The organism is Rhizobacter sp. P2_H3, from assembly GCF_056403355.1.
The window spans coordinates 1-23,180 of the sequence record NZ_JBFUFQ010000085.1 but is presented as its reverse complement, the minus strand read 5'-3'; the positions used below and the strand labels follow the sequence as shown (position 1 = coordinate 23,180).

The window sequence follows — 23,180 nt, the reverse complement described above, 5'->3', positions numbered from 1 at the left end:
GTCGATGAGCACGCTGTCGTTCCAGGATTACGTGCGTGAGCGCATGCTCAAGCGCCGCCAGGCCGCCATGCAGCAACAGCACGGCCGCGACAACGAACCCAGCTTCATGCCCGACGACGAGCTGCCGCTGCCGACCGCGCTCGAGCAGCGCCTGGCCGAACGGCAGGCGATGCACCCGGCGCCGGTGCAGCACGCGCCGATGCAGGCCGTCGGCGGCCGCAGCGCCACGCTGCGCGAGCCGCCGGTGCTGCGCGAAGAAATCCGCGTGCAGCAACAGCAGGCCGCCGCCGCTCAAGCGCAGGCTCAGGCCCACGCGCAGGCCTTGGCCGATGCACGTGCCCAGGCCCATGCCCAGCAACACACGCCCGCCCCGGTGCCCGCCGCACCGGTCGTCTCGCTCGCCGATGCACGCTCCACCGTCAACGCCTCGGCCCGCCGCGACCAGCAGGACATGATGAACGAGCTGCGCTCGATGAAGGGCCTGATCGAGGAGCGCTTCGGTGCCCTGGCCTTCATGGAGAAGCTGCAGCGCCAGCCCGCCCAGGCGATGCTGATCCAGAAGCTGCTCGACAGCGGCTTCTCGCCGGCGCTGATCCGCAAGCTGGCCGAGAGCCTGCCGAACGACGTCAGCGACGAGACCTCGTGGGCCGCCAACATCCTCGAGCGCAACCTGATCACCGGCGAGAACGACGCCGCGCTCGAAGACCAGGGCGGCGTCTACGCGCTGATCGGCTCCACCGGCGTCGGCAAGACGACCAGCGCCGCCAAGATCGCCGCCGCCTTCGCCACCAAGCACGGCGCCGCCAACCTCGGCCTGATCACGCTCGACGCCTACCGCGTAGGCGCCCACGAACAACTGCGCGCCTATGGCCGCATCCTCGGCGTGCCGGTGCACACCGCCCACGACCGCGCCTCGCTCGAAGACCTGCTGGAACTGCTGGCGGCCAAGAAGATGGTGCTGATCGACACCGCCGGCATGGCGCAGCGCGACAGCCGCACCCGCGAACTGCTCGACATGCTGGCCCACCGCTCGATCCAGAAGCTGCTGGTCGTCAACGCCGCCGCGCAGGGCGAGACCATCGAGGACGTGATGGTTTCGTACCGCGCCGCCGCCTGCAAGGGCATCGTGCTGTCCAAGCTCGACGAAGCCGTCAAGCTGGCCCCGGCGCTCGACGCGCTGATCCGCCACAAGCTGAAGGTGGTCGGCGTCGCCAACGGCCAGCGCGTCCCCGAAGACTGGCACCGCCTGTCGGCCCACGCGCTGGTGCATCGCGCGCTGCGCGCCAACACCGGCACCGCCTACCGCATGGATGCCGACGACGTGAACCTGATCTTCACGGCGCGCCAGCCGGCGCTGCGCACCCGCGGATCGCTGCACGCCTGATCGCTCGCCCGATCCCACAAGAACAGCCCCCTCGACTCGTCCTCAGCGCCCCATGCACGACGCCTACGACTCCTCGTTCCCGCAAGACCAGGCCCACGGCCTGCGCCAGCTGTTCGGCCAGACGCGCGTGCGTTTCGTGCCGGTGGTGGCCAACCCGAACATGGCGTTCGGCGGCGTGATGCTGGAGCGCCTGTGCACCGCCTTCGGCGAGCTGGGCGCGCATGTGCTGGTGATCGACGCCTCCGACCGCGCGCCGGCCCCGGCCGAGCTGACGGCCGTCGGCCTGACCGGCTGCGTCGAGGCGCTGTCGCACCAGGTGTCGTACCTGGCCGCGCGCGGCCTGCCGATCCGCTATGTGGACGCGCACGGCAGCACCGCCAACTTCCTGCATGCCGCTGCCGATGCCGCGCCGCATGCCGACGTGGTGCTGGTGCATGCCACCGAGACCGACCTGTGCCGTTTGTTCATGCGCAGCGAGGCCCGCCCGCTGCTGCTGGCCGACGACCGCCCGAGCAGCGTGACCCACGCCTACGCCGCGATGAAGCTGCTGACGCAGCGCGCCGGCCTGATGGTGCACGACCTGCTGCTCGGCGCCGCCCCCCATTCGCCGCGCGCTGAACGCATCGCGCAGCAGATCGCCTCGTGTGCCGATGGCTTCCTGGGCGCCGTGCTGCGCGACTGGATGCACGTCGACCCGGCGTCCGATGTCAACGATCCGCCCACGCCAGCCCTGCGCCGCTGGGCCCGTGATGTGCTGCAGCCTGCCGCCTCTGTCGAAACCGCGTACGCCACCGCCTTCCCGGCGTACCGCGATTTCCCGCAGCAGGCCCTGAACTGAATTTCCCCGGAGCTGACCCCATGTATACCGCCAAAGGCCAACTCGACGTCAACACGATGCTCAAGCAGTACAGCCCGCTGGTGCGCCGCCTCGCGCACCAGATGATCGCGAAGCTGCCTGCCAACGTCGAGATCGACGACCTGATCCAGGTCGGCATGATCGGCCTGACGGACGCGCTGAGCCGCTTCGACGCAGCCCAGGGCGTGCAGTTCGAGACCTTCGCGACGCAGCGCATCCGCGGCGCGATGCTCGACGAGCTGCGCGGCAACGACTACCTGTCGCGCGGCACGCGCAAGCAGCAGCGCACCATCGAATCGGCGGTGCACAAGCTCGAGCAGAAGCTCGGCCGCGCGCCCGCCGAGAGCGAGATCGCCCGCGAGATGGGCGTCACGCTGCCCGAATACCAGGAACTGCTTGGCAAGGTGCGCGGCACCCAGCTGGTTTACCTGGAGGACATGTCGGGCGACGATGGCGACAATGACTACCTCGACCGGCACGTCGCCGACGAAGGGGTCAACCCGCTCGCGCAGCTGCAGGACCAGCGCATGCGCCAGGCCCTGGTCGACGGCATCAAGACGCTGCCGGAGCGCGAGCAGTACGTGATGAGCATGTACTACGAGCACGACATGAACCTGAAGGAAATCGCGGCCGTGCTGAAGGTGACCGAATCGCGTGTCTGCCAGCTGCACAGCCAGTCCATCGCCCGCTTGCGCGTCAAGCTGCGCGAGTGGTGAACAGAGAAATCGAGACGACATGTTTGCAATGTTCCGCAAGGGCCGCGAGCTGCAGCCGGTCGAGCCCGTGGTGAGCGCCATGAGCGCGGCCGCCGAGCCCGACCTGCGCGCCGCGGTGCAGTCGATCGGCAAGCAGGCGTCCAGCGTCGGCCGCGACGCCGCCGAGGTGCGCGGCCTGCTCGACGACGCGAGCAAGGTGTCGGCGCGCCAGGCGCAGGCCGTGCTCGCGCTGGCCGGCCAGCTCGGTGAAGTGACACGGGCGCAGCAGGCGATCGGCGACGTGACGGCCGGCAGCCTCGAGGCCGTCGGACGAGCGCGCGACGCGGTCGAGGCGGTCGGCACCGAGGTGTCGGGCATCGTCGACACGCTGCGCGAGGTGGCCGCGGCCGCCAGCGAGATCACGCAGATCGCGCTGCAGACGCGGCTGGTGGCATTCAACGCCTCGGTCGAGGCCAAGCGCGCCGGCGAGGCCGGTCGCGGCTTCGGCGTGGTGGCCGATGCGGTGAAGGACCTGGCCTCGAAGGTCGAGGGGTCGTCGAAGGCGATCATGAGCACCGTGGGCGTGCTCGACACCCGCATCGAGGCCTTGTCGCGCGAGATCCAGGTCAAGCCGGGCGAAGTCCGGCAGGGCGGGTTCCACAAGGCGCTGGCCGATGTCGAGGCCGGTGTCGCGAGCATCACCGCCGCGGCCACGCAAAGCCGCGAGATCTGCGGCGGCGTCAACGTGCAGATGGGGGCGATGCAGTCGGAGATCCAGCAGACCACCGCCGCGCTCGACAGCGCGATGCGCCGCAGCGAGGCCTTCCTGAAGGTCTCGGAGCACCTGATCGAGCTGGTCGCCGAATGCGGCATCGAGACCGAGGACACGCCGTTCATCCAGGCCGCGATGGAAGCGGCCGCGCAGATCGGCAAGCTGCTCGAGGATTCGCTGCGCACCAAGACCATTTCGCCGGCAGCCCTGTTCGACGAGAACTACCGGCCGCTGCCGGGCACGAACCCGGCGCAGCACGCCACGCAGTTCATCGAGCTGGCCGACCGGCTGTTCCCGCAGGTGCAGGAGCGCGTGCTGACGCTGAGCCCGAAGGTGGTGTTCTGCATCGCGGTCGACCGCAACGGCTACGTGGCGACGCACAACAAGAAGTACTGCAACCCGCAGCGCGGCGACCTGGCCTGGGACACGGCCAACAGCCGCTACCGCCGCATCTTCAACGACCGCACCGGGCTCGCTTCGGCGCGCAACCAGCGCCCGTTCCTGCTGCAGACCTACCGCCGCGACATGGGCGGTGGCCAGTTCGTGCTGCTGAAGGAAGCCGCCGCACCGATCACGGTGCAGGGCCGGCACTGGGGCGGCATGCGGCTCGCGTTCAACTTCTGACGCCGGGGCCGGGGTGATCTGGCCGCTGCCCGCGCTGCTGGCCTGGGCTGCGGCCTGGGGGCTCTTCTTCGGATTGCAGCGTGCTGCCGTGCCGCTCGGCATCGCGCTGCTGCTGGCCACCGCGCTCGGCGGCGTGCTGGCGCTGCTGCCGATCGTGGCTGGTACGCGCTGGCGGCGCGTCTTCGTGGCACTCGGCTTTCCCCTCTCGCTGCTGGCCTCCGGCCTCGCCGGTGCGCTGCCTGCCTGGGCCTGGCTGCTGCCGATGGGCGCGCTGCTGGCCCTCTATCCCGTCCATGCCTGGCGCGATGCGCCGGTGTTCCCGACGCCGCGCGGTGCATTGCGCGGCCTGCCGTCGCTCATGCCGCTGCCGGACGGCGCACGCGTGCTCGACGCCGGCTGCGGGCTGGGCGACGGTCTGCGCGAGTTGCACGTGGCGTATCCGGGGGCGGTGCTCGACGGCATCGAGTGGAGCTGGCCGGTGCGGCTGCTGTGCGGGCTGCGTTGTCGGCTGCAGCGCATCCCGGCGCGCGTGACGCGTGGCGACATCTGGCAGGCCGACTGGTCGGCGTACGACGGGGTCTACCTGTTCCAGCGGCCGGAGAGCATGCCGCGCGCGGTCGCGAAGGCGCGGCAGGAGCTGCGCGCCGGCGCATGGATGGCAAGTCTGGAATTCGAGGCGCAGGAACTGCGCCCGGTGGCTCGGCACCTCTGCCCGGATGGCCGGCCGGTGTGGCTTTATAGAGCGCCGTTCAGGCCGCGCTGATCAAGCAACGCCCCAGGATCCGGCTTTGCCGGGCCGAGGGGTGGCGCCCCTTGGGGGCAGGAGCGAAGCGACTGGGGGGCTCCATTCAAGCTTGAATGGAGCCGCGGCTGCCGCGTTCGGCGGGGCCGATCGCCGAGTAGACCGCCGCCGGCCGCTCGCGCGGCATCAGCACGTCGATCGCGCGATCGAGTGCGGCGGTGGCGCGCGCCAGCGATTCGCGCTGTGCCGCCACCAGGCCGCCGGCCAGCGCCAGGCGCTCGCGCAACGGGGTCGGCACCGGGCCGCTGCGGGCGGCGCGGGAGAAGTGGTCGACCGCACGCGCCAGCGAGCGGTGCAGTTCGGTCGCGTGCAGGTCGATCGCCGCGCTGTCGCGCGTGCGCAGTGCCTCGCCCAGCGAGGCGAGTTGCGTCTCGACCGCGCCGAGGGTCGCCTCGAGTTCGGGCGAGGTTTCGTACGCGGGAATCACCGGCTGCTGCATGACGATCAATGACCCAGGACTTCGCGGGCGTTGGAAATCAACTTGTCGGCGATGGCTTCCGGGTTGACCTTGAACGAGCCGTTCTCGATCGCGTCGGAGATGCGCTTGACCTTGTCGGCGTCGAAGTCGGCGCTGGCCGAACTCGTGCCGGTCAGCGACGAGGCCGCGCTCGACAGCGAGACGGTGGTGCTGGCTTCGGGTGCCGCGGCGCCGACGGCCTGGGTGGCCTGCTCGGCGGGCTTGGCGGCAGCCCCTTGTTTCTGCGTGGCGCCACCGACCGCCTGGGTCGGCGCGGCTGCTTCTGCTTGATGGCCGATCTTGATGCTCATGAAGGACTCCTTGGGTCGGGACAGAGGCCCCGGCCTTTCAACATGCACGGTGTATCGGCCCGCCCGGTGGCGACTTGAGGGGTTTCACCCGAATTGTTGTGCCTGGAACAGTTTTTCACAATGCGAGTTCCAACTGGTGTTCCGCCACCGCGACGCCGGTCACGAGACGGCCGCTTTCGGTGCGCACGCGCGCCGGCTGGCCCTCGATGCCGGCGGTCAGCGCCTCGCCCGAGCCGGCCACCGCGTAGCCGTCACCGACGGCCCGGATGCGCACGGTGTCGCCCGGGGCAAACCATTGCCGGGCCTTCAAGGTGGCCTGGCGCACGCCCTGGCCGGCCGCGACCGACCGGGCCAGCGTGCGCCCGACGAGGGCTGCGGCATCCGTCAGCGCCGGGCTGGCGTCCTCGGCGAGGTCGACCTCGGCCTCGCGGACGTCGGCGGCCGCCAGCACCTGGCCGGCCGGCATCGCCTGGGCCATCACCAGCGCCCGGCCCCAGACCTTCACGGTCACCGGCAGATACACATTCCACGGCGTCGCACCCTGGGTGCAGCGCAGCCCGACCCGGGTCTTGCCCCACAGCCGGGTGTTCGGTGTCAGATAAGCCAGGACTTGCTGGCAGGGGGCGAGGCGCAGCCGGGCGTCCAGCGGACCGGCGACGACCTCGACGCGGCCCGGCAGCGTGTTGCTGCCCAGCTGGGCCTGCACGAAGGAGAGCGCCTGCTGCTCGAGCGGCGACGCAGCCGCGGACGGCTGTGCTGCTGAAGCAGCGCAGGCTGTCGCGACAACGACGAAGGCAACAAGGGCAGGGGTTGGGTTCACGCCTCGACTGTAGGAGGGGTGCGCGCCGGGCAAGGCACCGAAATGGCGGACAAACCGGCCGCTATTCCCGCTTATGTTTCAGGAGGCGCTGCCCACAATCCTTTCACATCGCCCATGGCCTCGGCACCGACCGACGCCGCGGACCGAAAGGACACGCCGCCATGCTGAACAATCTGACCAATTCGCTCGACTTCCAGGGCCAGGCGCTTGCGCTGCGCTCGGAGCGCCAGCGTCTGATCGCCGGCAACATCGCGAATGCCGACACGCCGGGCTACGTGGCCCGCGACATGGATTTCGCCCAGGCGCTGCGCGAAGCCACCGGCAGCCAGCAGGGCGCGGCGGTGCCGAAGACCACGCAGGCCGGCCACATCGGCATCGAGAGCGGCCTGACCGGCGCGCGCGCCGAATCGAACCTGCTGTACGCGACCGCCAGCCAGACCAACCTCGACCGCAACACGGTCGACATGGACCGCGAGCGCGCCAACTTCGCCGACAACTCGGTGCACTACGAAGCGACGCTTCGCTTCATCAACGCCAACGTGCGCACGATGCTCGAAGCGATCAAGGGGCAATGATGAGCATGTTCCAGATCTTCAACGTCTCCGGCAGCGCGGTCAGCGCGCAGTCGCAGCGCCTGAACGTGGTCGCGTCCAACCTCGCGAACGTCGACACCGTCGCCGGGCCCGATGGCCAGGCCTACAAGGCGCGGCAGGTCACGTTCCAGACCGAAATGATGGGCCAGATCGGCCAGGCCGGTGCCGCCGCGTCGGCCGGCGTCAAGGTGAGCACGATCTCCGAGGACCAGACCCCCGGCCGCAAGGTGCACGACCCGAAGCACCCGCAGGCCGATGCCGAGGGCTATGTCACCTACAGCAACGTGAACGCGGTCGAGGAGATGGTCAACATGATCTCGGCCTCGCGCTCGTACCAGAACAACGTCGAGGTGATGAACACCGCGAAGACGCTCCTGATGAAGACGCTGCAGATGGGCCAGTGAGCCCTTCAACCTCACTGAACCGGAAAGCACCCCATGGCCGTCGACACCGTCACCAACAACTACGCCGCGCTGAACACGAAGTCGTCCAGCGACAGCAGCGCCACCACCGCGGCCGAGAGCTCGGAGCGCTTCCTGAAGCTGCTGGTCGCGCAGATGCAGAACCAGGATCCGCTGAACCCGATGGACAACGCGCAGGTCACCAGCCAGATCGCGCAGATCAACACCGTCAGCGGCATCGAGAAGCTCAACGGCACGGTGGGCGGCCTGTCGACCCAGTTCCTGCAGATGCAGGCGGTGCAGGGCGCCTCGCTGGTCGGCCGCGAGGTGATCGTGCCGGGCAACAAGATGGACATCGCCGACAAGGTCGGCACGGGCGGCTTCCAGATCGACGCCGCCGCCGACAACGTGAAGGTCGAGATCCAGAACGCCGCCGGCCAGACGCTGCAGACGCTGAACCTCGGCGCGCAGAGCAGCGGGATGAACACCTTCGAGTGGGACGCCGGTGCCTACGACAACACCAGCGGCATCACCTTCAAGGTCACGGCCATGAGCGGGGCCACCACCCTCAAGAGCACCGCACTGATGCGTGACAAGGTCAACGCGATCAGCACGGCCAACAACACCCTGGTGCTGGACCTCGAGAAGGCCGGCGGCGTCACCTACGACCAGGTCAAGGCATTCAACTAAGGACACCACCATGGGCTTCCAGCAAGGTCTCTCCGGTCTGAACGCTTCGAGCAAGAACCTCGAAGTCATCGGCAACAACGTCGCCAACGCCAACACCTTCGGCGCCAAGGCCTCGCGCGCCGAGTTCGGCGACATGTACGCCGCCGCGATGAACGGCTCGGGTGCCAACAACATCGGCATCGGCGTGAACCTGGCGGCGGTGACGCAGCAGTTCACGCAGGGCAGCATCACCACCACCGAGAGCTCGCTCGACGTCGCGATCAACGGCTCGGGCTTCTTCCAGTTGAACGACAACGGCACCACGGTGTACTCGCGCAACGGCCAGTTCCAGGTCAACAAGGACGGCTACATCGTCAGCAACGGCGGGCTCAAGCTGATGGGCTACAAGGCCGACGGCACCGGCACCATCCAGCCCGGCCAGGCCGTGCCGCTGCAGCTGCCCACCGCCGGCATCGACCCCGCCGCGACGAAGAACATCACGCTCGAGATGAACCTCGATTCGCGTGCCGCCACCACGCTGCCGGCGACCACGCCGCAGATCAACCTGTCGGACGCGAAGACCTACAACAACGCCACCTCGCTGACCGTCTACGACGCGAAGGGCCAGGATGTCGCGCTGACCTACTACTTCCAGAAGGCCGGCACCGACCAGTGGAACGTCTACGTGACGGCCAACGGCACCTCGCTGGCGGTCGACGGCGCCGGCGACCCGGCCCCGGTGACGACGATGCAGTTCCCGACCAACGGCGGCAACCCGACCGCGCCGGCCGGGGCCATCACGCTGGACATCCCGGCGACGACCAACGCCGCCGGCGCCGAGACGCTGGCGATCACCGGCGTGCAGCTCGACCTGACGAGCGCGACGCAGTACGGCGCCGGCTTCGGCGTGACCGACCTGAAGCAGGACGGCTACGCGCCGGGCCAGCTGTCGGGCCTGTCGATCGAGGACAACGGCATCGTGATGGCGACGTATTCGAACGGCCAGTCCAAGCCGGCCGGCCAGATGGAGCTCGCGAACTTCCGCAACACGCAGGGCCTGAAGCCGCTGGGCGGCAACAACTGGTCGCGCAGCTACGAGTCGGGCGATCCCATCCTGGGCGTTCCATCGGAAGGCAACATGGGCGTGCTGCAGTCGGGCGCGCTCGAGGAGTCGAACGTCGACCTGACCGCCGAGCTCGTCAACATGATGACCGCGCAGCGCACCTACCAGGCCAACGCGCAGACCATCAAGACGCAGGACCAGGTGTTGCAGACGCTGGTCAACCTGCGCTGATCGACTGAGGCATAGATAGCGATGTCATTCAACGTGCAGCCGGCCGAGCGCCGGGCCGCTCCCAAGCCGGCCGGCATCCCCTCGGGGGATCGGCGGTTGTACCCAACCGACGAGGGGTCGTCATGGACCGCATGATCTACCTGTCGATGTCAGGGGCGAAGGCCATGATGCAACGGCAGGACACGCTGTCGCACAACCTCGCGAACGCGTCGACGCCGGGCTTCAAGTCCGAGCTGGCGGCGTTCCGCGCGGTGCCGGTGCTCGGCAGCGGCGCCAGCACCCGCGTCTATGCGCTCGAGACCACGCCCGGCTACGACGCGACGCCCGGCCCGGTCACCGCGACCGGCCGCAACCTCGATGTCGCGGTGAAGGGCAACAGCTGGCTGTCGGTGCAGGCGCTCGACGGCACCGAGGGGTACACCCGCGGCGGCTCGCTCGACATCACCGCCGACGGCACGCTGACCACGCGCAGCGGCCTGCCGATCCTCGGCGACGGCGGCCCGATCCAGGTGCCGGCCAACAGCGAGATCTCGATCGGCACCGACGGCACCGTCAGCGCCAAGGGCACCAACGGCAAGATCACTCCGGTCGGCAAGCTGAAGCTGGTGACCGCGACCGACGAGACGCCGCTCGAACGCGGCACCGACGGCCTGTTCCGCGCCGCCACCGGCGACCTGCAGGCCGACCCGAATGCCCGCGTGCAGGACGGCGCGCTCGAAGGCTCGAACGTGAGCCCGATCGAGACCATGGTGTCGATGATCGCCGCGGCGCGCCAGTTCGAATCGCAGATGAAGATGCTGCAGACCGCGGAGGGCGACGAGAAGGCCGCCGCGCAGCTGCTGTCGCTGAATTGATCCGCAACGGAACCTGAAGGAACACCACCATGTTGAATTCTTTGTGGACTGCCAAGTCCGGCATGGAGGCCCAGCAGGCCCAGCTGGACGCCATCTCGCACAACCTCGCCAACTCGGCCACCAACGGCTACAAGAAGTCGCACGTGGTGTTCGAGGACCTGATGTACCAGAACCTGCGCCAGGCCGGCTCCAACAGCAGCGAGCAGACCACGCTGCCCACCGGCTACCAGGTGGGCCTGGGCACGCGCGCGGTCGCGACCTCGCGCAGCTTCAGCCAGGGCAACCTGCAGCAGAGCGGCAACACGCTGGACGTGGCGGTGCGCGGCAGCGGCTTCTTCGAGGTCCAGATGCCCGACGGCACCAACGCGTACACCCGCGACGGCTCGTTCCAGGTCGACTCGACCGGCAAGCTGGTGACGAACAACGGCTACACCGTGCAGCCCGGCATCACGATCCCGGCCAATGCGCAGAGCGTGAGCATCGGCAACGACGGCACCGTCACCGTCACGGTGCCCGGCCAGACCGCGCCGCAGACGGTGGGCCAGCTGCAGCTGACGAACTTCATCAACCCGGCCGGCCTCGAGCCCAAGGGCCAGAACCTGTTCACCGAGACCGCGGCCTCGGGCACGCCCAGCGCCGGCACGCCGGGACTGAACGGGCTGGGCCTGGTGCAGCAGGGCTTCGTCGAGACCTCGAACGTCAACCCGGTCGAGGAACTGGTCGCGATGATCCAGACGCAGCGCGCCTACGAGCTGAACTCGAAGGCGATCACCACCTCCGACCAGATGCTGCAGAAGCTCAGCCAACTCTGAACATCGCCATGAAACGACTCGCTCTTCTGGCCGCGCCGGCCCTGCTCGCCGGCTGCAGCACGCTCTATCCGCTGCCCAAGGTCGACGTGGCCGAGCCGACGCGCGCGCGGCCCGAGGCGATCGCGGCCCCGTCGGTGAACAACGGCTCGATCTTCCAGTCGGGCCAGTACCGGCCGCTGTTCGAGGACTACCGCGCCCGGCTCGTCGGCGACACGCTGACGGTGCAGATCGTGGAAAAAGTCTCGGCCAGCCAGAAGAGCACCAGCACCATCGACAAGAGCGGCTCGGTCGCCGCCGGCGTCAGCGCGCTGCCGCTGGTGAACCCGAATGCGCTGCTGCGCTCCAGCGCGGCCGGCAATTCGGCGAACACCTTCGCCGGCAAGGGCAGCACCGAGAACACCAACGACTTCTCCGGCATCATCACCGCGACCGTGACGGAAGTCCTGTCCAACGGCCACCTGGTGGTGGCCGGCGAGAAGCAGATCGGCGTGAACCAGAACGTCGACGTGCTGCGTTTCTCGGGCCAGGTCGACCCGCGGGCGATCCAGCCGGGCAACAGCGTCGCGTCGGCGCAGATCGCCAACGTGCGCATCGAGCACCGCGGCCGTGGCGCCCAGGCCGATGCGAATGGAATAGGCTGGCTCGGGCGGTTCTTTTTGAACGTTCTGCCCATTTAAGTTTCCGCAGAATCGGTTTCATCCTTTGAGGATGAAGCCGCCATGCAAACCACCACTGAAAAACTCCTGCGACTGCTGATCAGCCTGACGGTCGTCGCGGCCAGCGCGGCGCTGTGGTGGCCGCTGTCCTCGCAGGCAGCCCGCATCAAGGAAGTCGCCGCCGTCCAGGGCGTGCGTGCCAACCAGCTGGTCGGCTACGGGCTGGTCGTCGGCCTCGACGGCACCGGCGACCAGACCACCTCCACCCCCTTCACGCAGCAGAGCCTGAACGCGCTGCTGCAGCAGATGGGCGTCACCGTGCCGCCGGGCACCACGATGCAGGTCAAGAACGTCGCCGCGGTGATGGTGACGGCGCAGCTGCCGGCCTTCGCGCAGCCGGGCCAGACGATCGACATCAACGTCTCGTCGATGGGCAACGCCAAGTCGCTGCGCGGCGGCACGCTGATCGCGACGCCGCTGAAGGGCGCCGACGGCCAGATCTACGCGCTCGCGCAGGGCAACCTGATCGTCGGCGGTGCCGGCGCCTCGGCGGCCGGCTCCAAGGTGCAGATCAACCACCTGAGCGCCGGCCGCGTGCCCGAGGGCGCGACGGTCGAACGCGCGGTGGCCACGCCGCTGAACCAGGGCGAGTTCCTGCAGCTGGACCTGAACGCCAGCGATTTCAGCACCGCGCGCGAAGTGGCGCGCACGATCAACGCGAAGATGGGCGCCGACACCGCGCACGCGATCGACGGCCGCGTCGTGCGCGTGCGCATGCCGGCCTCGCCGGACGCCCGGGTGGGCTTCCTGGCCGACATCGAGAACCTGCCGGTGGAGCTGGCCGCGCCGTCCGCCAAGGTGGTGATCAACGCGCGCACCGGCTCGGTCGTGATGAACCAGACCGTCACGCTCAGCGCCTGCGCGGTCGCGCACGGCAACCTGTCGGTGACGATCAGCACGACGCCGGTGATCAGCCAGCCGTCGCCGCTGTCCAGCGGCGGCACGACGGTCGCGAAGGAAAAGGCCGACATCACGATCAAGCAGGAGGCCGGCGCGCTGATCCAGCTGCCGGCGAGCGCGAAGCTGGCCGACGTGGTGAAGGCGCTGAGCGCGCTCGGCGCGACGCCGATGGACCTGCTGGCGATCCTGCAGGCGATGAAGAGCGCCGGTGCCCTCAATGCAGAACTCGAGGTGATCTGATGGCGATCAACCTGCCTCTTTCCGGCCTGCAGGGCCAGCGCCTGGCGAGCGACACCCAGGGCGTCGACGGGCTGCGCCATGCGGCCTCGAAGGACCCGAAGGCCGCGATCCAGGAGACAGCGAAGCAGTTCGAAGGCATCTTCATGCAGCAGCTGATGAAGAGCATGCGGCAGGCGACGCTGAGCTCGGGGATGCTCGAGAACTCCGGCACGCAGATGGGCACCGAGCTGCTGGACACGCAGTTCGCGCAATCGCTGAGCGGCCGCCCGGGCGGGCTGTCGGAGATGATCGCCAAGCACCTGGAGCGCCAGCTCGGCGAGCCGCTGGCCAACATGGCGAAGGACAGCGCGTCGGCGCAGACCGTGGCGGCCACCGGCCGCAGCGGCACCGCGCCGCTGCCGACCTCGCTGCAGGGCAAGGAGCGCCAGATGGGGTTCCTGAAGCTGCACGACGGCGCCGCGAAGGCGGCCGAGGCCGAGACCGGCATCCCGGCGACCTTCATGGTCGCGCAGGCGGCGCACGAATCCGGCTGGGGCCGGCACGAGATCAGGAACGCCGACGGCAGCAGCTCGTTCAACCTGTTCGGCATCAAGGCCGGCAAGGACTGGAGCGGCCCGACGACGACCGTCACGACCACCGAGGTCGTCAACGGCCAGTCGCGCAAGGTGCAGGCCAAGTTCCGCGCCTACGGCAGCTACGAGGAATCGTTCAAGGACTACGCGAAGCTGATGAAGGACAACCCGCGCTACGCGAAGGTGGTGTCGGCGGGCAGTTCGGCCCAGGGCTTCGCGAACGGGCTGCAGCGCGCGGGGTACGCGACCGACCCCGAGTACGCGAAGAAGCTGACCAACATGATCAACACGACGCTGCGCCTGCAGCGCGCCACCGCGTGAGCGAAGGACAAGACGCATGAGTTCTTCCGCACTACTGGGCATCGGCACGCGGGCGATGTTCGCCAACTACGCGGCGCTGCAGGCCACCGGCAACAACATCGCGAATGCCAACACCGAGGGCTATTCGCGCCAGCAGGTGGTGCTGGAGACCGCGAAGGGCCAGTTCACCGGCGCCGGCTTCTTCGGCAAGGGCGTCAACGTGGCCTCGGTCACGCGCTCGTACAACAGCTTCCTGACGACGCAGGCCTCGGCCACCAAGGCCACCGCCGCCGGCGACGCCGCGCGCGCCGAGCAGCTCAAGCAGGTCGAGGCGGTGTTCGGCACCGGCAAGTCGGGCGTCGGCTACTCGGCCGGCGCGCTGCTGAACGCGTTCGTCGACGTCGCGAACCAGCCCGCCGATTCATCGGCACGCCAGGTGGTGATCGCCCGCGCGAAGGAGCTGGCCGACAAGTTCGCCGCGGCCGGCGACCAGCTGCAGAGCCTGCAGACCGGCATCACGCAGGACATCAAGAGCTCGGTCGACACCGTCAACAACCTGGCCCAGCAGGTGGGCAAGCTGAACGAGCAGATCCAGGCGCTGAACGGCACCGGCCAGCCGCCGAACGACCTGCTCGACAAGCGCGACAACCTGATCAGCCAGATCAGCGGCTACATCGGCGTGACGACGATCAAGGCCGACAACGGCAGCGTCGGCGTGTTCGTCGGCGGCGGCCAGGCGCTGGTGCTGGGCGCCAACGCGAACAAGCTGACGACGGTGGCCGACACGTATGACCCGTCGAAGGTGCAGCTCGGCATCAGCGTCGGCAGCGGGCTGTCGTCGATGATTCCGCAGGAGGCGCTGTCCGACGGTTCGATCTCCGGCATGCTGCGCTTCCAGAACGACGACCTGGTCGATGCGCGCAACCTGCTCGGCCAGATGTCCGCGGCGATCAGCGGCGCGGTCAACCAGCAGCAGTCGCTCGGCCTCGACATGGGCCGGCCGGCCGGCCCCGGATCGCCGCTGTACTCGGTGGGCGCGCCGCGCTCGCTGCCGGCCGCGAGCAATGCGGGCGACGCGGCCTTCGGCGTCACGCTGACCGACACCACGCAGGTGCAGGCGAGCGACTACGAGCTGCAGTTCGACGGCACCAACTACTCGCTGACGCGGCTGTCGGACAACACGGCCGCGGTCGGCAGCCCGTTCAGCGCCGCGCAGATGGCGGCCGGCGTCACGGTCGACGGCATGACGATCCAGATGACGGCCGGCACCTCGGTGGCCGGCGATCGCACGCTGCTGCAGCCGGTGGGCAACGCGGCCAAGGACATGCGCGCGGTGCTGAGCGACCCGAACGGCATCGCCGCGGCCTCGCCGGTGACCGCGACCTTCACGGCGACCAACAAGGGCACGGCGACGCTCGGCTCGCTGGCCGCGGTGAGCACCGCGCTGGACCGCACGCTGACGGCGAACGTCAGCTTCACGTCCGACACCGGCGACTACAGCTGGGAGCTGCTCGACTCGACCGGCGCGCAGGTCTCCACCGGCACCGGCACCTGGACGGCCGGCTCGCCGATCGCGCTGAACGGCTTCGAGCTGAATCTCAATGGGGTGCCGAAGAGCGGCGACACGCTGTCGGTGAAGCCGACCACGTCGACCGAGGCGAACAACGGCAATGCGCTGGCCTTCGTCGGCATCGGCACGAAGAACATCGTCGGCGGCAGCACGGCGGCCAATGGCTCGGTGACGCCGGGCAGGACCATCACCGACGCGTACGCGAGTGCGCTGTCCGACATCGGCGTGCGCGTGCAGAGCGCGCAGACGGCGGCGAGCATCTCCGACTCTGCCGCGGCGCAGGCCGAATCGGCGCGCGCCAACAAGGCCGGCGTGAACCTCGACGAAGAGGCCGCCAAGCTGATCCAGTACCAGCAGAGCTACCAGGCCGCAGCCAAGATGCTGCAGGTCGCCCAGCAAGTGTTCGACACCCTGCTGCAGACCGCGGCAGGCTGACCCGGGATCCCGACATCATGCGCATCAGCACCGCCAACTCGTACGACGCTTCGCTCGGCCAACTGGTCAAGCGCCAGGAAGACCTGAGCGCCGCGCAGGAGCAGCTCACCACCGGCAAGCGCGTGAACCGTGCGAGCGACGACCCGGCCGCGGCCGCGCGCGCCGAGCGGGCGCTCGCGGCCGAGAATCGTGCCGTCGCCGGCCAGCGCGCGGTCGATGCCAGCAAGAACGCGATGACGCTGACCGAAAGCGCGCTCGGCGACGCGACCGAGCTGCTGCAGCAGGTGCGCGAGACGATGATCGCGGCCGGCAACGCGACCTACACCGACGCCGAGCGCAAGGGCCTGGCCGACAAGATCGGCGAGCTGCGCAAGCAGCTGGTGGCGGTGGCGAACCGGGCCGACGGCGCCGGCACCTACCTGTTCGGCGGGCAGGGCAGCGGCCAGGCGCCGTTCCTCGACGCGGCCGGCGGCGTCGTCTACCGCGGCGGCACCGGCGAGACCGCGGTGGCCTCCACCGAATCGCTGCCGATCACCACCAACGGCGAACAGATCTGGATGCAATCGCGCTCCGGCAACGGTGTGTTCGACACCAACGCCGTCACCGCGACCGGCACCGCGTGGATCGACAGCGGCCACGTCACCAACCCGTCGGCGCTGACCGGTTCGACCTACAGCATCCAGTTCAGCGTCGCCGCCGGCGTCACCACCTATTCGATCCTGCAGGACGGCGCGCCGACCGCGCAGGTCGGCATGCCGTTCAAGCCGGGCCAGGCGATCGAGATCGACGGCATGTCGGCCACCATCGCCGGCAGCCCGGCCGACCTCGACGAGTTCACGCTGACGCCGTCGACCAGCAGCCAGACCGTCTTCGACACGCTCGACAAGGCGATCGCCGACCTGAAGACGCCGCTGCGCAGCGGCACGCAGATCGCGCAGTCGAATGCGGACAACCTGGCCAACCTCGACCAGGTGATGGCCACCCTCTCGGGCGCGCGCACCCGGGTCGGCGAGACGCTGAACCGCATCGACGGCGTCACCGGCCGGCTCGACTCGCTGAAGCTGTCGAGCAAGACCGCACGCTCGGACGCCGAAGACCTGGACATGACGAGCGCAATTTCGGACTTCGCGAACCAGCAGACCGGGTACGATGCCTCGCTCAAGGCGTACACCATGGTGCAGAAGCTGTCGCTGTTCAACTACCTGAACGGCTGATGCCTCGCCGCCATCGCCTGCCTACTTTCCCTGGAGATTTCGCGTGACTGACAACGCCACACTCGGGCAGGTCGCCCTCGGCTATTCGCCGTTCATCGACCGCAGCCGCGCCGTGACGGCCACCCGCCTGACCATCTACCCGCTGCGCCCCGAGCTGAAACCCGATGTCGCCCAGCTGCTGCATGCGGTGGGCGGCGTGTGGCCGGCCGACGGCGGCCGCGCCTCGCTGAACATCGTCAGCGAGAGCCTGCTGCAGGACCTGATGGGCGCGAGCCCGTCGGCCAACCTGATGATCGAGATCCCGGCCTTCATGGCCTGCGACGAGGCCAACGTCGAGTCGCTGCAGGCGCTGCACCGCGCCGGCAACACGCTGCTGCTCAAGGGCCGGCCGATGAAGGAGCTGCCGCGCGAGCTGCTGCCGTGCTTCAAGTTCTCGCTGATCGACCTGGCCGACGACCGCCGTGTCAATGAATCCGGCAACGTGGCGCCGGCCGGCGTCACGCGCAACATCGCGCACGTGCAGTCGGGCGTGCGCACGCTGGCCGACATGGAAGGCAGCTTCTCGCGCGGCGCGGCCGCGGTGCTGGGTTGGCCGATCGACGACGCCATCAAGGAGGCGCAGACCAAGGGCAAGTCGGCGGTGCAGATCGACCTGCAGGTGATCGTCGAGCTGATCCAGCGCGTGGACGCGCAGGACCCGATCGAGAAGCTCGAGAACACGCTGAAGCGCGACCCGTCGCTCGCGTTCAAGCTGATGCGCTACATCAACTCGCCGGCCTTCGGCTTGCGCGTCGAGATCAGCTCGTTCCGCCACGCGATCATGATGCTCGGCTACCAGCGCCTGAAGCGCTGGCTGGCGCTGCTGCTGGCCACGGCCGGCAAGGACGCCAACATGAAGCCGGTGATGTTCGCGGCGGTGCGCCGCGGGCTGCTGATGGAAGAGCTGGTGCGCTCGTCGGGCGACGAGGAGATGCGCAACGAGATGTTCATCTGCGGGGTGTTCTCGCTGCTCGACCGCATGTTCAAGCAGCCGTTCGCCGACCTGATGAAGACGATCCCGGTGCCCGAGCGCGTCTACCAGGCGCTGGTCGATGGCTCCGGCCCGTACCAGCCGTACTTCGACCTGGTGCAGGCGGTGGAGCATGAGTCGCTGTACGACTTCCGCACCGCGGCCGACACGCTGATGCTGAGCGTGAGCGAGATCAACCGGGCCGTGCTGGGCGCGCTGACCTCGGCCTCCCAGATCGAGTGATCTCCCGAGGGCGCGGCACCGGTGGGTACACTGCCGGCTGCTGCGTGATCCCTCCCCGATGTTCGATCCCCAGGCCTTGCGCCAACTCCTCGACGTGCTGTCCGACGCCGTGCTGGTGCTGGACCGCACGGCGCGTGTCGTCTTCGCGAACACCGCAGCGCTGCGCCTGATCGCCGGCGAGCCGGCGCGGCAGCTGGCGCAGCTCGGGCCGCTGCTCGGCGAGCCGTTCGTCGGCGCCGTCGCGCAGGCGCTCGCGGCCGGCCCGGCGGCGACGCTGCCTGAGGCGGTCACGCTGAACGACGGCCGCCGCTTCGGCGTGGCCTTGGCGCCGCTCGACGGCGAGCGCCACGCGCTGCGCCTGGCCGCGGTGAGCACCGCCACGGCGCCCGCGCCCGAGCTCACCCCGGCCCCCGCGATGCCCGACATGGGCACGATGTTCTGGGACGCCCCGTTCCCCGTCACGCTGCAGGACGAGCACTTCAAGCTGATCGACGCCAACGACGCGTTCCTCGAGTTCACCGGCTTCACGCGCGAGCAGCTGGTGGGCACCGACCCGCTCGACCTGCAGCCCCCCGAGGACCGCGCGCTGAACCGCGCCTACCGCCAGCAGATGAGCGCCGCCGGCACGACCCGGCTGGTGCAGCGCCGGATGATCCACGCCGACGGCCGCGAGCGCTGGTTCCGCGCCGCGTGGCGCGTCGGCAGCGATGCGCAGGGCCGCGCGCGCACCGTCAGCATCCTGCAGGACAGCACCGCCGAGCACATCGCGCGCGAACGCGCCGACCGCTCGGTGCGCGAGCTCGACGACTGGTTCGAGCTGAGCCCGGTCGGCATGGTGCTGTTCGACGAGCAGGGCCTGTTGGTGCGCAGCAACCCGGCCTTCGAGGCGCTCGCGGGCGACGTGCCGGTGCTGATGTCCGAGGCCTCGCCCGGCATCCAGCAGCTGATGGCCTGGCACGATGGCAAGCCGCTGCCGCTGCTGCGCCCCGGCTCCAGCCCGGTCGAGACGCAGGCCTGGGTGGACCAGCCGGCCCACCACGGGCAGCCCGACGCCGCGCCGCGCCGCCTGCGCTCCATCGTGCGCTGCTACCAGAGCGGCAGCGGCCAGCGCCGCTACATGGCCATCGTCGAGGACCGCAGCGTCGAGGAGGAGCGCGACCTCGCGCAGATGCAGATCGGCGCGCTGATGGACACGGCTGGCGTCGGCCTCGCGACCTTCCAGGAGGCGTCCGGCTGGGTGCAGCACGGCGCGGTGTTCGGCAGCGCTGCCGAGTCGCACGCCGGTGCGCCCGCGCTGCAGTCGATCCGCCGCGACGTGGTGCTGCCCGAATCGCTGCCCGAGTACGACAAGCTGCAGCAGGCGCTGCGCCTGGCCCAGCGCGCCGAGGTGCGCTATGCCATCCGCCACCCGGAGCACGGGTTGCGCTGGCTGCTGACGCGCGTCGAGCCGGCCACGCTCGCCTCGGGCAAGCGCACCACCTCGGTCGTCACGCTCGACATCACCGACCAGCACCAGACCCAGCAGCGCAGTGAGATGCTGCTGCGCGAGCTCACCACCATCCTCGAGAGCACCACCGTCGGCATCGCCTACCTGCGCGGCAACCTGCTGGTGCGCTGCAACCGGCGCTTCGAGGCGCTGCTCGGCTTCCGCGCCGGCGACGTGGCCGGCTGCAGCCTGCAGGAGCTGCTGGCCGCGCAGCCCGAGGTGGGCCGGCTGGTGGCCGACATCGATGCGTCGCTGGCGGCAGGCCGGGTGCACGAGACCGAGATCGCGGTCGACACGCGCGGGCGCCCGCGGCACTGGTGCTCGCTGTCGGTGCGGCGCGCCGGCGAAGGGGTCGACGGCCAGGAACTGATCGCGGTGCTGACCGACATCACGCGGCTGAAGGCGCAGCAGGCCGAGCTGGAGGCGCTGGCCAGCGAGGTCGCGCTGCAGGCCGAGCGCACGCGCGCGATCCTCGATTCGGTGCTGGTGGGCATCGTCACGGTCGGCGCCGACGGCATCGAGTGGATGAACCGCTCGGCGCGCCGCATGTTCGGCGGCGACCTGGAGGATTTCCTCGGCCACCCGATGGCCACCGTCGCGACGCCGGAACCCGACCATCCGTTCCTGCGCACCGACTACCTCGACGACCTGGTCGAGGGGCAGGCCGAGACCTTCGAATGCCGCGTCAAGGCGCGCGACGGCCGCGAGTACTGGGTGGTCGGCAACGCGGTCGTCACCGGGCGGCAGCTGACCTATGCGCTGCTCGACATCGAGCGGCGCCGCCAGGCCGAGGCGCGCACCGCCGAGGCGCAGTCGTCGCTGCAGCGCATCATCGAGGCGGCGCCGCTCGCGATCACGCTGCGCGATGCGCACACGCTGCGCATCCTGCAGGTCAACGAGGTCGCGGCCCGCAATGCGGCGACGCCGCCCGCGCAGCTGATCGGGCGCACGCCGGAGCAGATCTTCCCGCCCGAGGTCGCCGCCGAGCGCCGCCGCGACATGGAAGACGCGCTGGCCGCCGGCCGCGTGACGCAGCGCGAGTACCGCACCGAGCTCGACGGCCAGTTCCAGGTGTGGGACGCGCGCTACCTGCCGCTCGCGGCCGACGGCCAGCCGGCCGACCAGCTGCTGATGGTGGCGACCGAGGTCACCGAGCAGCGCGCCGCGCAGGAGGCGCGCTTCGAGGCGGCCATCGCGCAGCGCGAGATGCTGGTGAAGGAAGTGCACCACCGCATCAAGAACAACCTGCAGGGCGTGGCCGGGCTGCTGCAGCAGATCGCGACGCGCAAGCCCGAGGTGGCCGGCGTGATGGCCGAGGTGGTGGGCCAGGTGCAGGCGATCGCGCAGGTCTACGGGCTGCAGGTCGGCATCAGCGGACCGCTGCGCCTGCACAGCGTGCTGGAGGCGATCACCGGCTCGGTGCAGCGCACCTTCGGGCGCTCGATCGTGTTCGACGCGCAGGGGCCGCAGCCGCAGCAGTGGACGCTGCCGGAGGCCGAGTCGATCCCGATCGCGCTGACGGTGAACGAGCTGCTGACGAACGCGATCAAGCACAGCGTGGGCGATGCGCCGGTGAGCTGCACGCTGGTGTGCGGCGACGACGGCGTGCAGATCGTGATCGGCAACGAGGGCCGGCTGAGCGAGGGCTTCAGCCTGGCGCAGTTCCCCGGCGGCGTGTCGGGGCTCGGGCTGGTGCGGGCGCTGCTGCCGCGGCGCAGCGCGAAGCTGTCGATCGAGGCGCAGGGCACGCGGGTGGTGGCGGTGGTCGACCTGAAACCGCCGGGGGTGGCGCTTTCGGCCACAATCGCGCCTTCACCGTCCCGCCAGCAGCACCCACCGTGACGAACAAAGGCAAGATTCTCGTTGTCGATGACGACCGCCTCGTGCTCGCGACGCTCTCGCACGGGCTCGCGCAGGCCGGCTACGAGATCATCGATGCCGACAACGGCGACGACGCGATCCTGCTGGCCCGCGAGCACCGCCCGGATCTCGCGCTGCTGGACATCCGCATGGAAGGCAAGAGCGGCTTCGACGTGGCCGCCTACCTGCGCGACTACTGCCAGATGCCGTTCATGTTCCTGTCGGCGTTCGCCGACGACGACACCGTCGCGCAGGTGAATGCGCTCGGCGCGGTGGCCTACCTGGTCAAGCCGCTCGACATCCGCCAGATCGTGCCCGCGGTGGAAGCCGCGTTCGCGCAGATCGGGCCGCGCGGCGGTGAACCCGCGCCGCTGCCCGGCACGCTCGCGCACGACGCGCTGGGCCAGCCGGTGGCGATGGCGATCGGCGTGCTGATGCACCGCTATTCGCTGCCGCGCGCGCAGGCGCTCGAGCGGCTGCAGCGGCTGGCGGCAACCGAGGGCAAGTCGCTGGTGCAGCAGGCCGAGCGCCTGCTCGAAGCGGTGGAGTTGCTCTCCGCCGGCTAGCCGAGCCAAAACTGGAAGCGCGCGCCGCGGTCCACTTCGCCCTCGGCCCAGATGTCGCCGCCGTGCCGGCGCACGATGCGCCGCACCGAGGCCAGCCCGACGCCGGTGCCCTGGAAGTCGTTCGCGCTGTGCAGCCGCTGGAACACGCCGAACAGCCGGTCGGCGAATCGCATGTCGAAGCCGGCGCCGTTGTCGCGCACCGTGAAGGCCGGCCGGCCCTCGTGCACGCCCGATTCGAACCAGATGTGCGCGTCGCGGCACTTCGCGGTGTACTTCCACGCGTTGCCGAGCAGGTTCTCCAGCGCCACCCGCAGCAGCGTGGCATCGCCCTGCGCATGCAGGCCCGGCTCGATGTCGACCTGCACCTGGCGCTGCGGCGATTCGCGCCGCAGGTCGTCGACGATGTAGCCCACCAGCTGCGACAGGTTGATCGGCTGGCGCGCCAGCGGCCGTGCCGACAGCTGCGACAGCGCGAGCAGCGAGTCGATCATGCTGCTCATGCGCGCGGCGGCACCGAGCACGCGGTCGAGGTGGTCGTTGCCGATGCGGTCGAGCAGGCGGCCGTAGTCTTCCTTGACGATCTTCGTGAAGCCCTCGACCACGCGGATCGGTGCGCGCAGGTCGTGCGACACGGTGTAGCTGAACGATTCCTGCTCGTCGGCCGGCGGCAGCGCCGCGGCGGCCGCGGTCGCATGGCGATGGAAGATCAGCAGCAGCTCGGTGCC

The 23,180-nt window shown here is 69.7% G+C and carries 23 protein-coding genes; 19 read left to right on the top strand and 4 right to left on the bottom strand.

The genetic code is table 11. The features are described from left to right. The 5 genes from flhF to AC1D1T_RS16950 form a co-directional block, all read left to right on the top strand. Positions 1-1,384 (top strand): flagellar biosynthesis GTPase FlhF (gene flhF, locus AC1D1T_RS16970; RefSeq protein ID WP_477992190.1); only part of this gene is annotated, 1,384 nt, incomplete at its 5' end. 52 nt (positions 1,385-1,436) lie between these two features. After that, complete coding sequence (locus AC1D1T_RS16965) at positions 1,437-2,222, top strand: hypothetical protein (RefSeq protein WP_047500510.1); 786 nt, start codon at positions 1,437-1,439, stop codon at positions 2,220-2,222. Positions 2,223-2,242: 20 nt separating this feature from the next. After that, the gene (locus AC1D1T_RS16960) at positions 2,243-2,956 is read left to right on the top strand and encodes an RNA polymerase sigma factor FliA (protein WP_047500511.1); all 714 of its coding nucleotides are present in this window, start codon (positions 2,243-2,245) and stop codon (positions 2,954-2,956) included. A gap of 19 nt (positions 2,957-2,975) precedes the next feature. Then, entirely contained in the window at positions 2,976-4,331 is a 1,356-nt protein-coding gene (locus tag AC1D1T_RS16955) for a methyl-accepting chemotaxis protein (RefSeq protein ID WP_477827643.1), read from the top strand. 13 nt (positions 4,332-4,344) lie between these two features. Beyond that, on the top strand, positions 4,345-5,094 hold the full coding sequence (locus AC1D1T_RS16950; RefSeq protein ID WP_477827642.1) for a class I SAM-dependent methyltransferase: 750 nt from the start codon (positions 4,345-4,347) through the stop codon (positions 5,092-5,094). Positions 5,095-5,179: 85 nt separating this feature from the next. Here AC1D1T_RS16950 and AC1D1T_RS16945 read toward each other — a convergent pair whose 3' ends face one another. From AC1D1T_RS16945 to flgA, 3 genes are all read right to left on the bottom strand, one after another. Beyond that, positions 5,180-5,572, bottom strand: coding sequence for a hypothetical protein (locus AC1D1T_RS16945; RefSeq protein WP_156154638.1), 393 nt, complete (start codon positions 5,570-5,572; stop codon positions 5,180-5,182). 5 nt (positions 5,573-5,577) lie between these two features. Next, the gene (flgM, locus tag AC1D1T_RS16940) at positions 5,578-5,901 is read right to left on the bottom strand and encodes a flagellar biosynthesis anti-sigma factor FlgM (protein WP_052211238.1); all 324 of its coding nucleotides are present in this window, start codon (positions 5,899-5,901) and stop codon (positions 5,578-5,580) included. Positions 5,902-6,016: 115 nt separating this feature from the next. Then, positions 6,017-6,721 (bottom strand): flagellar basal body P-ring formation chaperone FlgA, encoded by a 705-nt coding sequence (gene flgA / locus AC1D1T_RS16935; RefSeq protein ID WP_477992189.1) that lies wholly within the window; start codon positions 6,719-6,721, stop codon positions 6,017-6,019. A 161-nt stretch (positions 6,722-6,882) separates the two neighbouring features. Between flgA and flgB the strand changes: the two genes are divergently transcribed. From flgB to AC1D1T_RS16865, 14 genes are all read left to right on the top strand, one after another. Next, positions 6,883-7,296 (top strand): flagellar basal body rod protein FlgB, encoded by a 414-nt coding sequence (flgB, locus tag AC1D1T_RS16930; protein ID WP_047500519.1) that lies wholly within the window; start codon positions 6,883-6,885, stop codon positions 7,294-7,296. Continuing rightward, positions 7,296-7,718, top strand: coding sequence for a flagellar basal body rod protein FlgC (flgC, locus tag AC1D1T_RS16925; RefSeq protein ID WP_465111059.1), 423 nt, complete (start codon positions 7,296-7,298; stop codon positions 7,716-7,718). The genes flgB and flgC overlap by 1 nt, the downstream gene beginning before the upstream one ends. A gap of 33 nt (positions 7,719-7,751) precedes the next feature. Beyond that, on the top strand, positions 7,752-8,405 hold the full coding sequence (locus tag AC1D1T_RS16920) for a flagellar hook assembly protein FlgD (RefSeq protein WP_047500523.1): 654 nt from the start codon (positions 7,752-7,754) through the stop codon (positions 8,403-8,405). Positions 8,406-8,415: 10 nt separating this feature from the next. Next, positions 8,416-9,678: a flagellar hook protein FlgE gene (gene flgE, locus AC1D1T_RS16915; protein ID WP_047500526.1), complete on the top strand. Its 1,263-nt coding sequence runs from the start codon at positions 8,416-8,418 to the stop codon at positions 9,676-9,678. 122 nt (positions 9,679-9,800) lie between these two features. Continuing rightward, entirely contained in the window at positions 9,801-10,532 is a 732-nt protein-coding gene (flgF, locus tag AC1D1T_RS16910; protein WP_047500528.1) for a flagellar basal-body rod protein FlgF, read from the top strand. Positions 10,533-10,561: 29 nt separating this feature from the next. Continuing rightward, entirely contained in the window at positions 10,562-11,344 is a 783-nt protein-coding gene (flgG, locus tag AC1D1T_RS16905; protein WP_047500529.1) for a flagellar basal-body rod protein FlgG, read from the top strand. Between the two features lie 8 nt (positions 11,345-11,352). Continuing rightward, on the top strand, positions 11,353-12,021 hold the full coding sequence (locus AC1D1T_RS16900) for a flagellar basal body L-ring protein FlgH (protein WP_047500531.1): 669 nt from the start codon (positions 11,353-11,355) through the stop codon (positions 12,019-12,021). A 42-nt stretch (positions 12,022-12,063) separates the two neighbouring features. Then, positions 12,064-13,200 (top strand): flagellar basal body P-ring protein FlgI, encoded by a 1,137-nt coding sequence (locus AC1D1T_RS16895; protein WP_047500533.1) that lies wholly within the window; start codon positions 12,064-12,066, stop codon positions 13,198-13,200. Further along, on the top strand, positions 13,200-14,093 hold the full coding sequence (flgJ, locus tag AC1D1T_RS16890) for a flagellar assembly peptidoglycan hydrolase FlgJ (protein WP_465111061.1): 894 nt from the start codon (positions 13,200-13,202) through the stop codon (positions 14,091-14,093). Before AC1D1T_RS16895 ends, flgJ begins: the two co-directional genes overlap by 1 nt. A gap of 16 nt (positions 14,094-14,109) precedes the next feature. After that, positions 14,110-16,077: a flagellar hook-associated protein FlgK gene (flgK, locus tag AC1D1T_RS16885; RefSeq protein ID WP_477992188.1), complete on the top strand. Its 1,968-nt coding sequence runs from the start codon at positions 14,110-14,112 to the stop codon at positions 16,075-16,077. 17 nt (positions 16,078-16,094) lie between these two features. Further along, positions 16,095-17,291, top strand: a complete 1,197-nt coding sequence (flgL, locus tag AC1D1T_RS16880; protein ID WP_465111063.1) for a flagellar hook-associated protein FlgL — start codon at positions 16,095-16,097, stop codon at positions 17,289-17,291. 43 nt (positions 17,292-17,334) lie between these two features. Then, positions 17,335-18,543: an EAL and HDOD domain-containing protein gene (locus AC1D1T_RS16875; protein ID WP_047500543.1), complete on the top strand. Its 1,209-nt coding sequence runs from the start codon at positions 17,335-17,337 to the stop codon at positions 18,541-18,543. 58 nt (positions 18,544-18,601) lie between these two features. Beyond that, complete coding sequence (locus AC1D1T_RS16870; protein WP_477992187.1) at positions 18,602-21,871, top strand: PAS domain S-box protein; 3,270 nt, start codon at positions 18,602-18,604, stop codon at positions 21,869-21,871. Then, the gene (locus AC1D1T_RS16865; protein ID WP_477827250.1) at positions 21,868-22,455 is read left to right on the top strand and encodes an ANTAR domain-containing response regulator; all 588 of its coding nucleotides are present in this window, start codon (positions 21,868-21,870) and stop codon (positions 22,453-22,455) included. The genes AC1D1T_RS16870 and AC1D1T_RS16865 overlap by 4 nt, the downstream gene beginning before the upstream one ends. Here AC1D1T_RS16865 and AC1D1T_RS16860 read toward each other — a convergent pair. Continuing rightward, a partial coding sequence (locus AC1D1T_RS16860) for a sensor histidine kinase (protein WP_477992186.1) occupies positions 22,452-23,180 on the bottom strand: 729 nt, incomplete at its 5' end. The two genes, AC1D1T_RS16865 and AC1D1T_RS16860, sit on opposite strands and share 4 nt — an antisense overlap.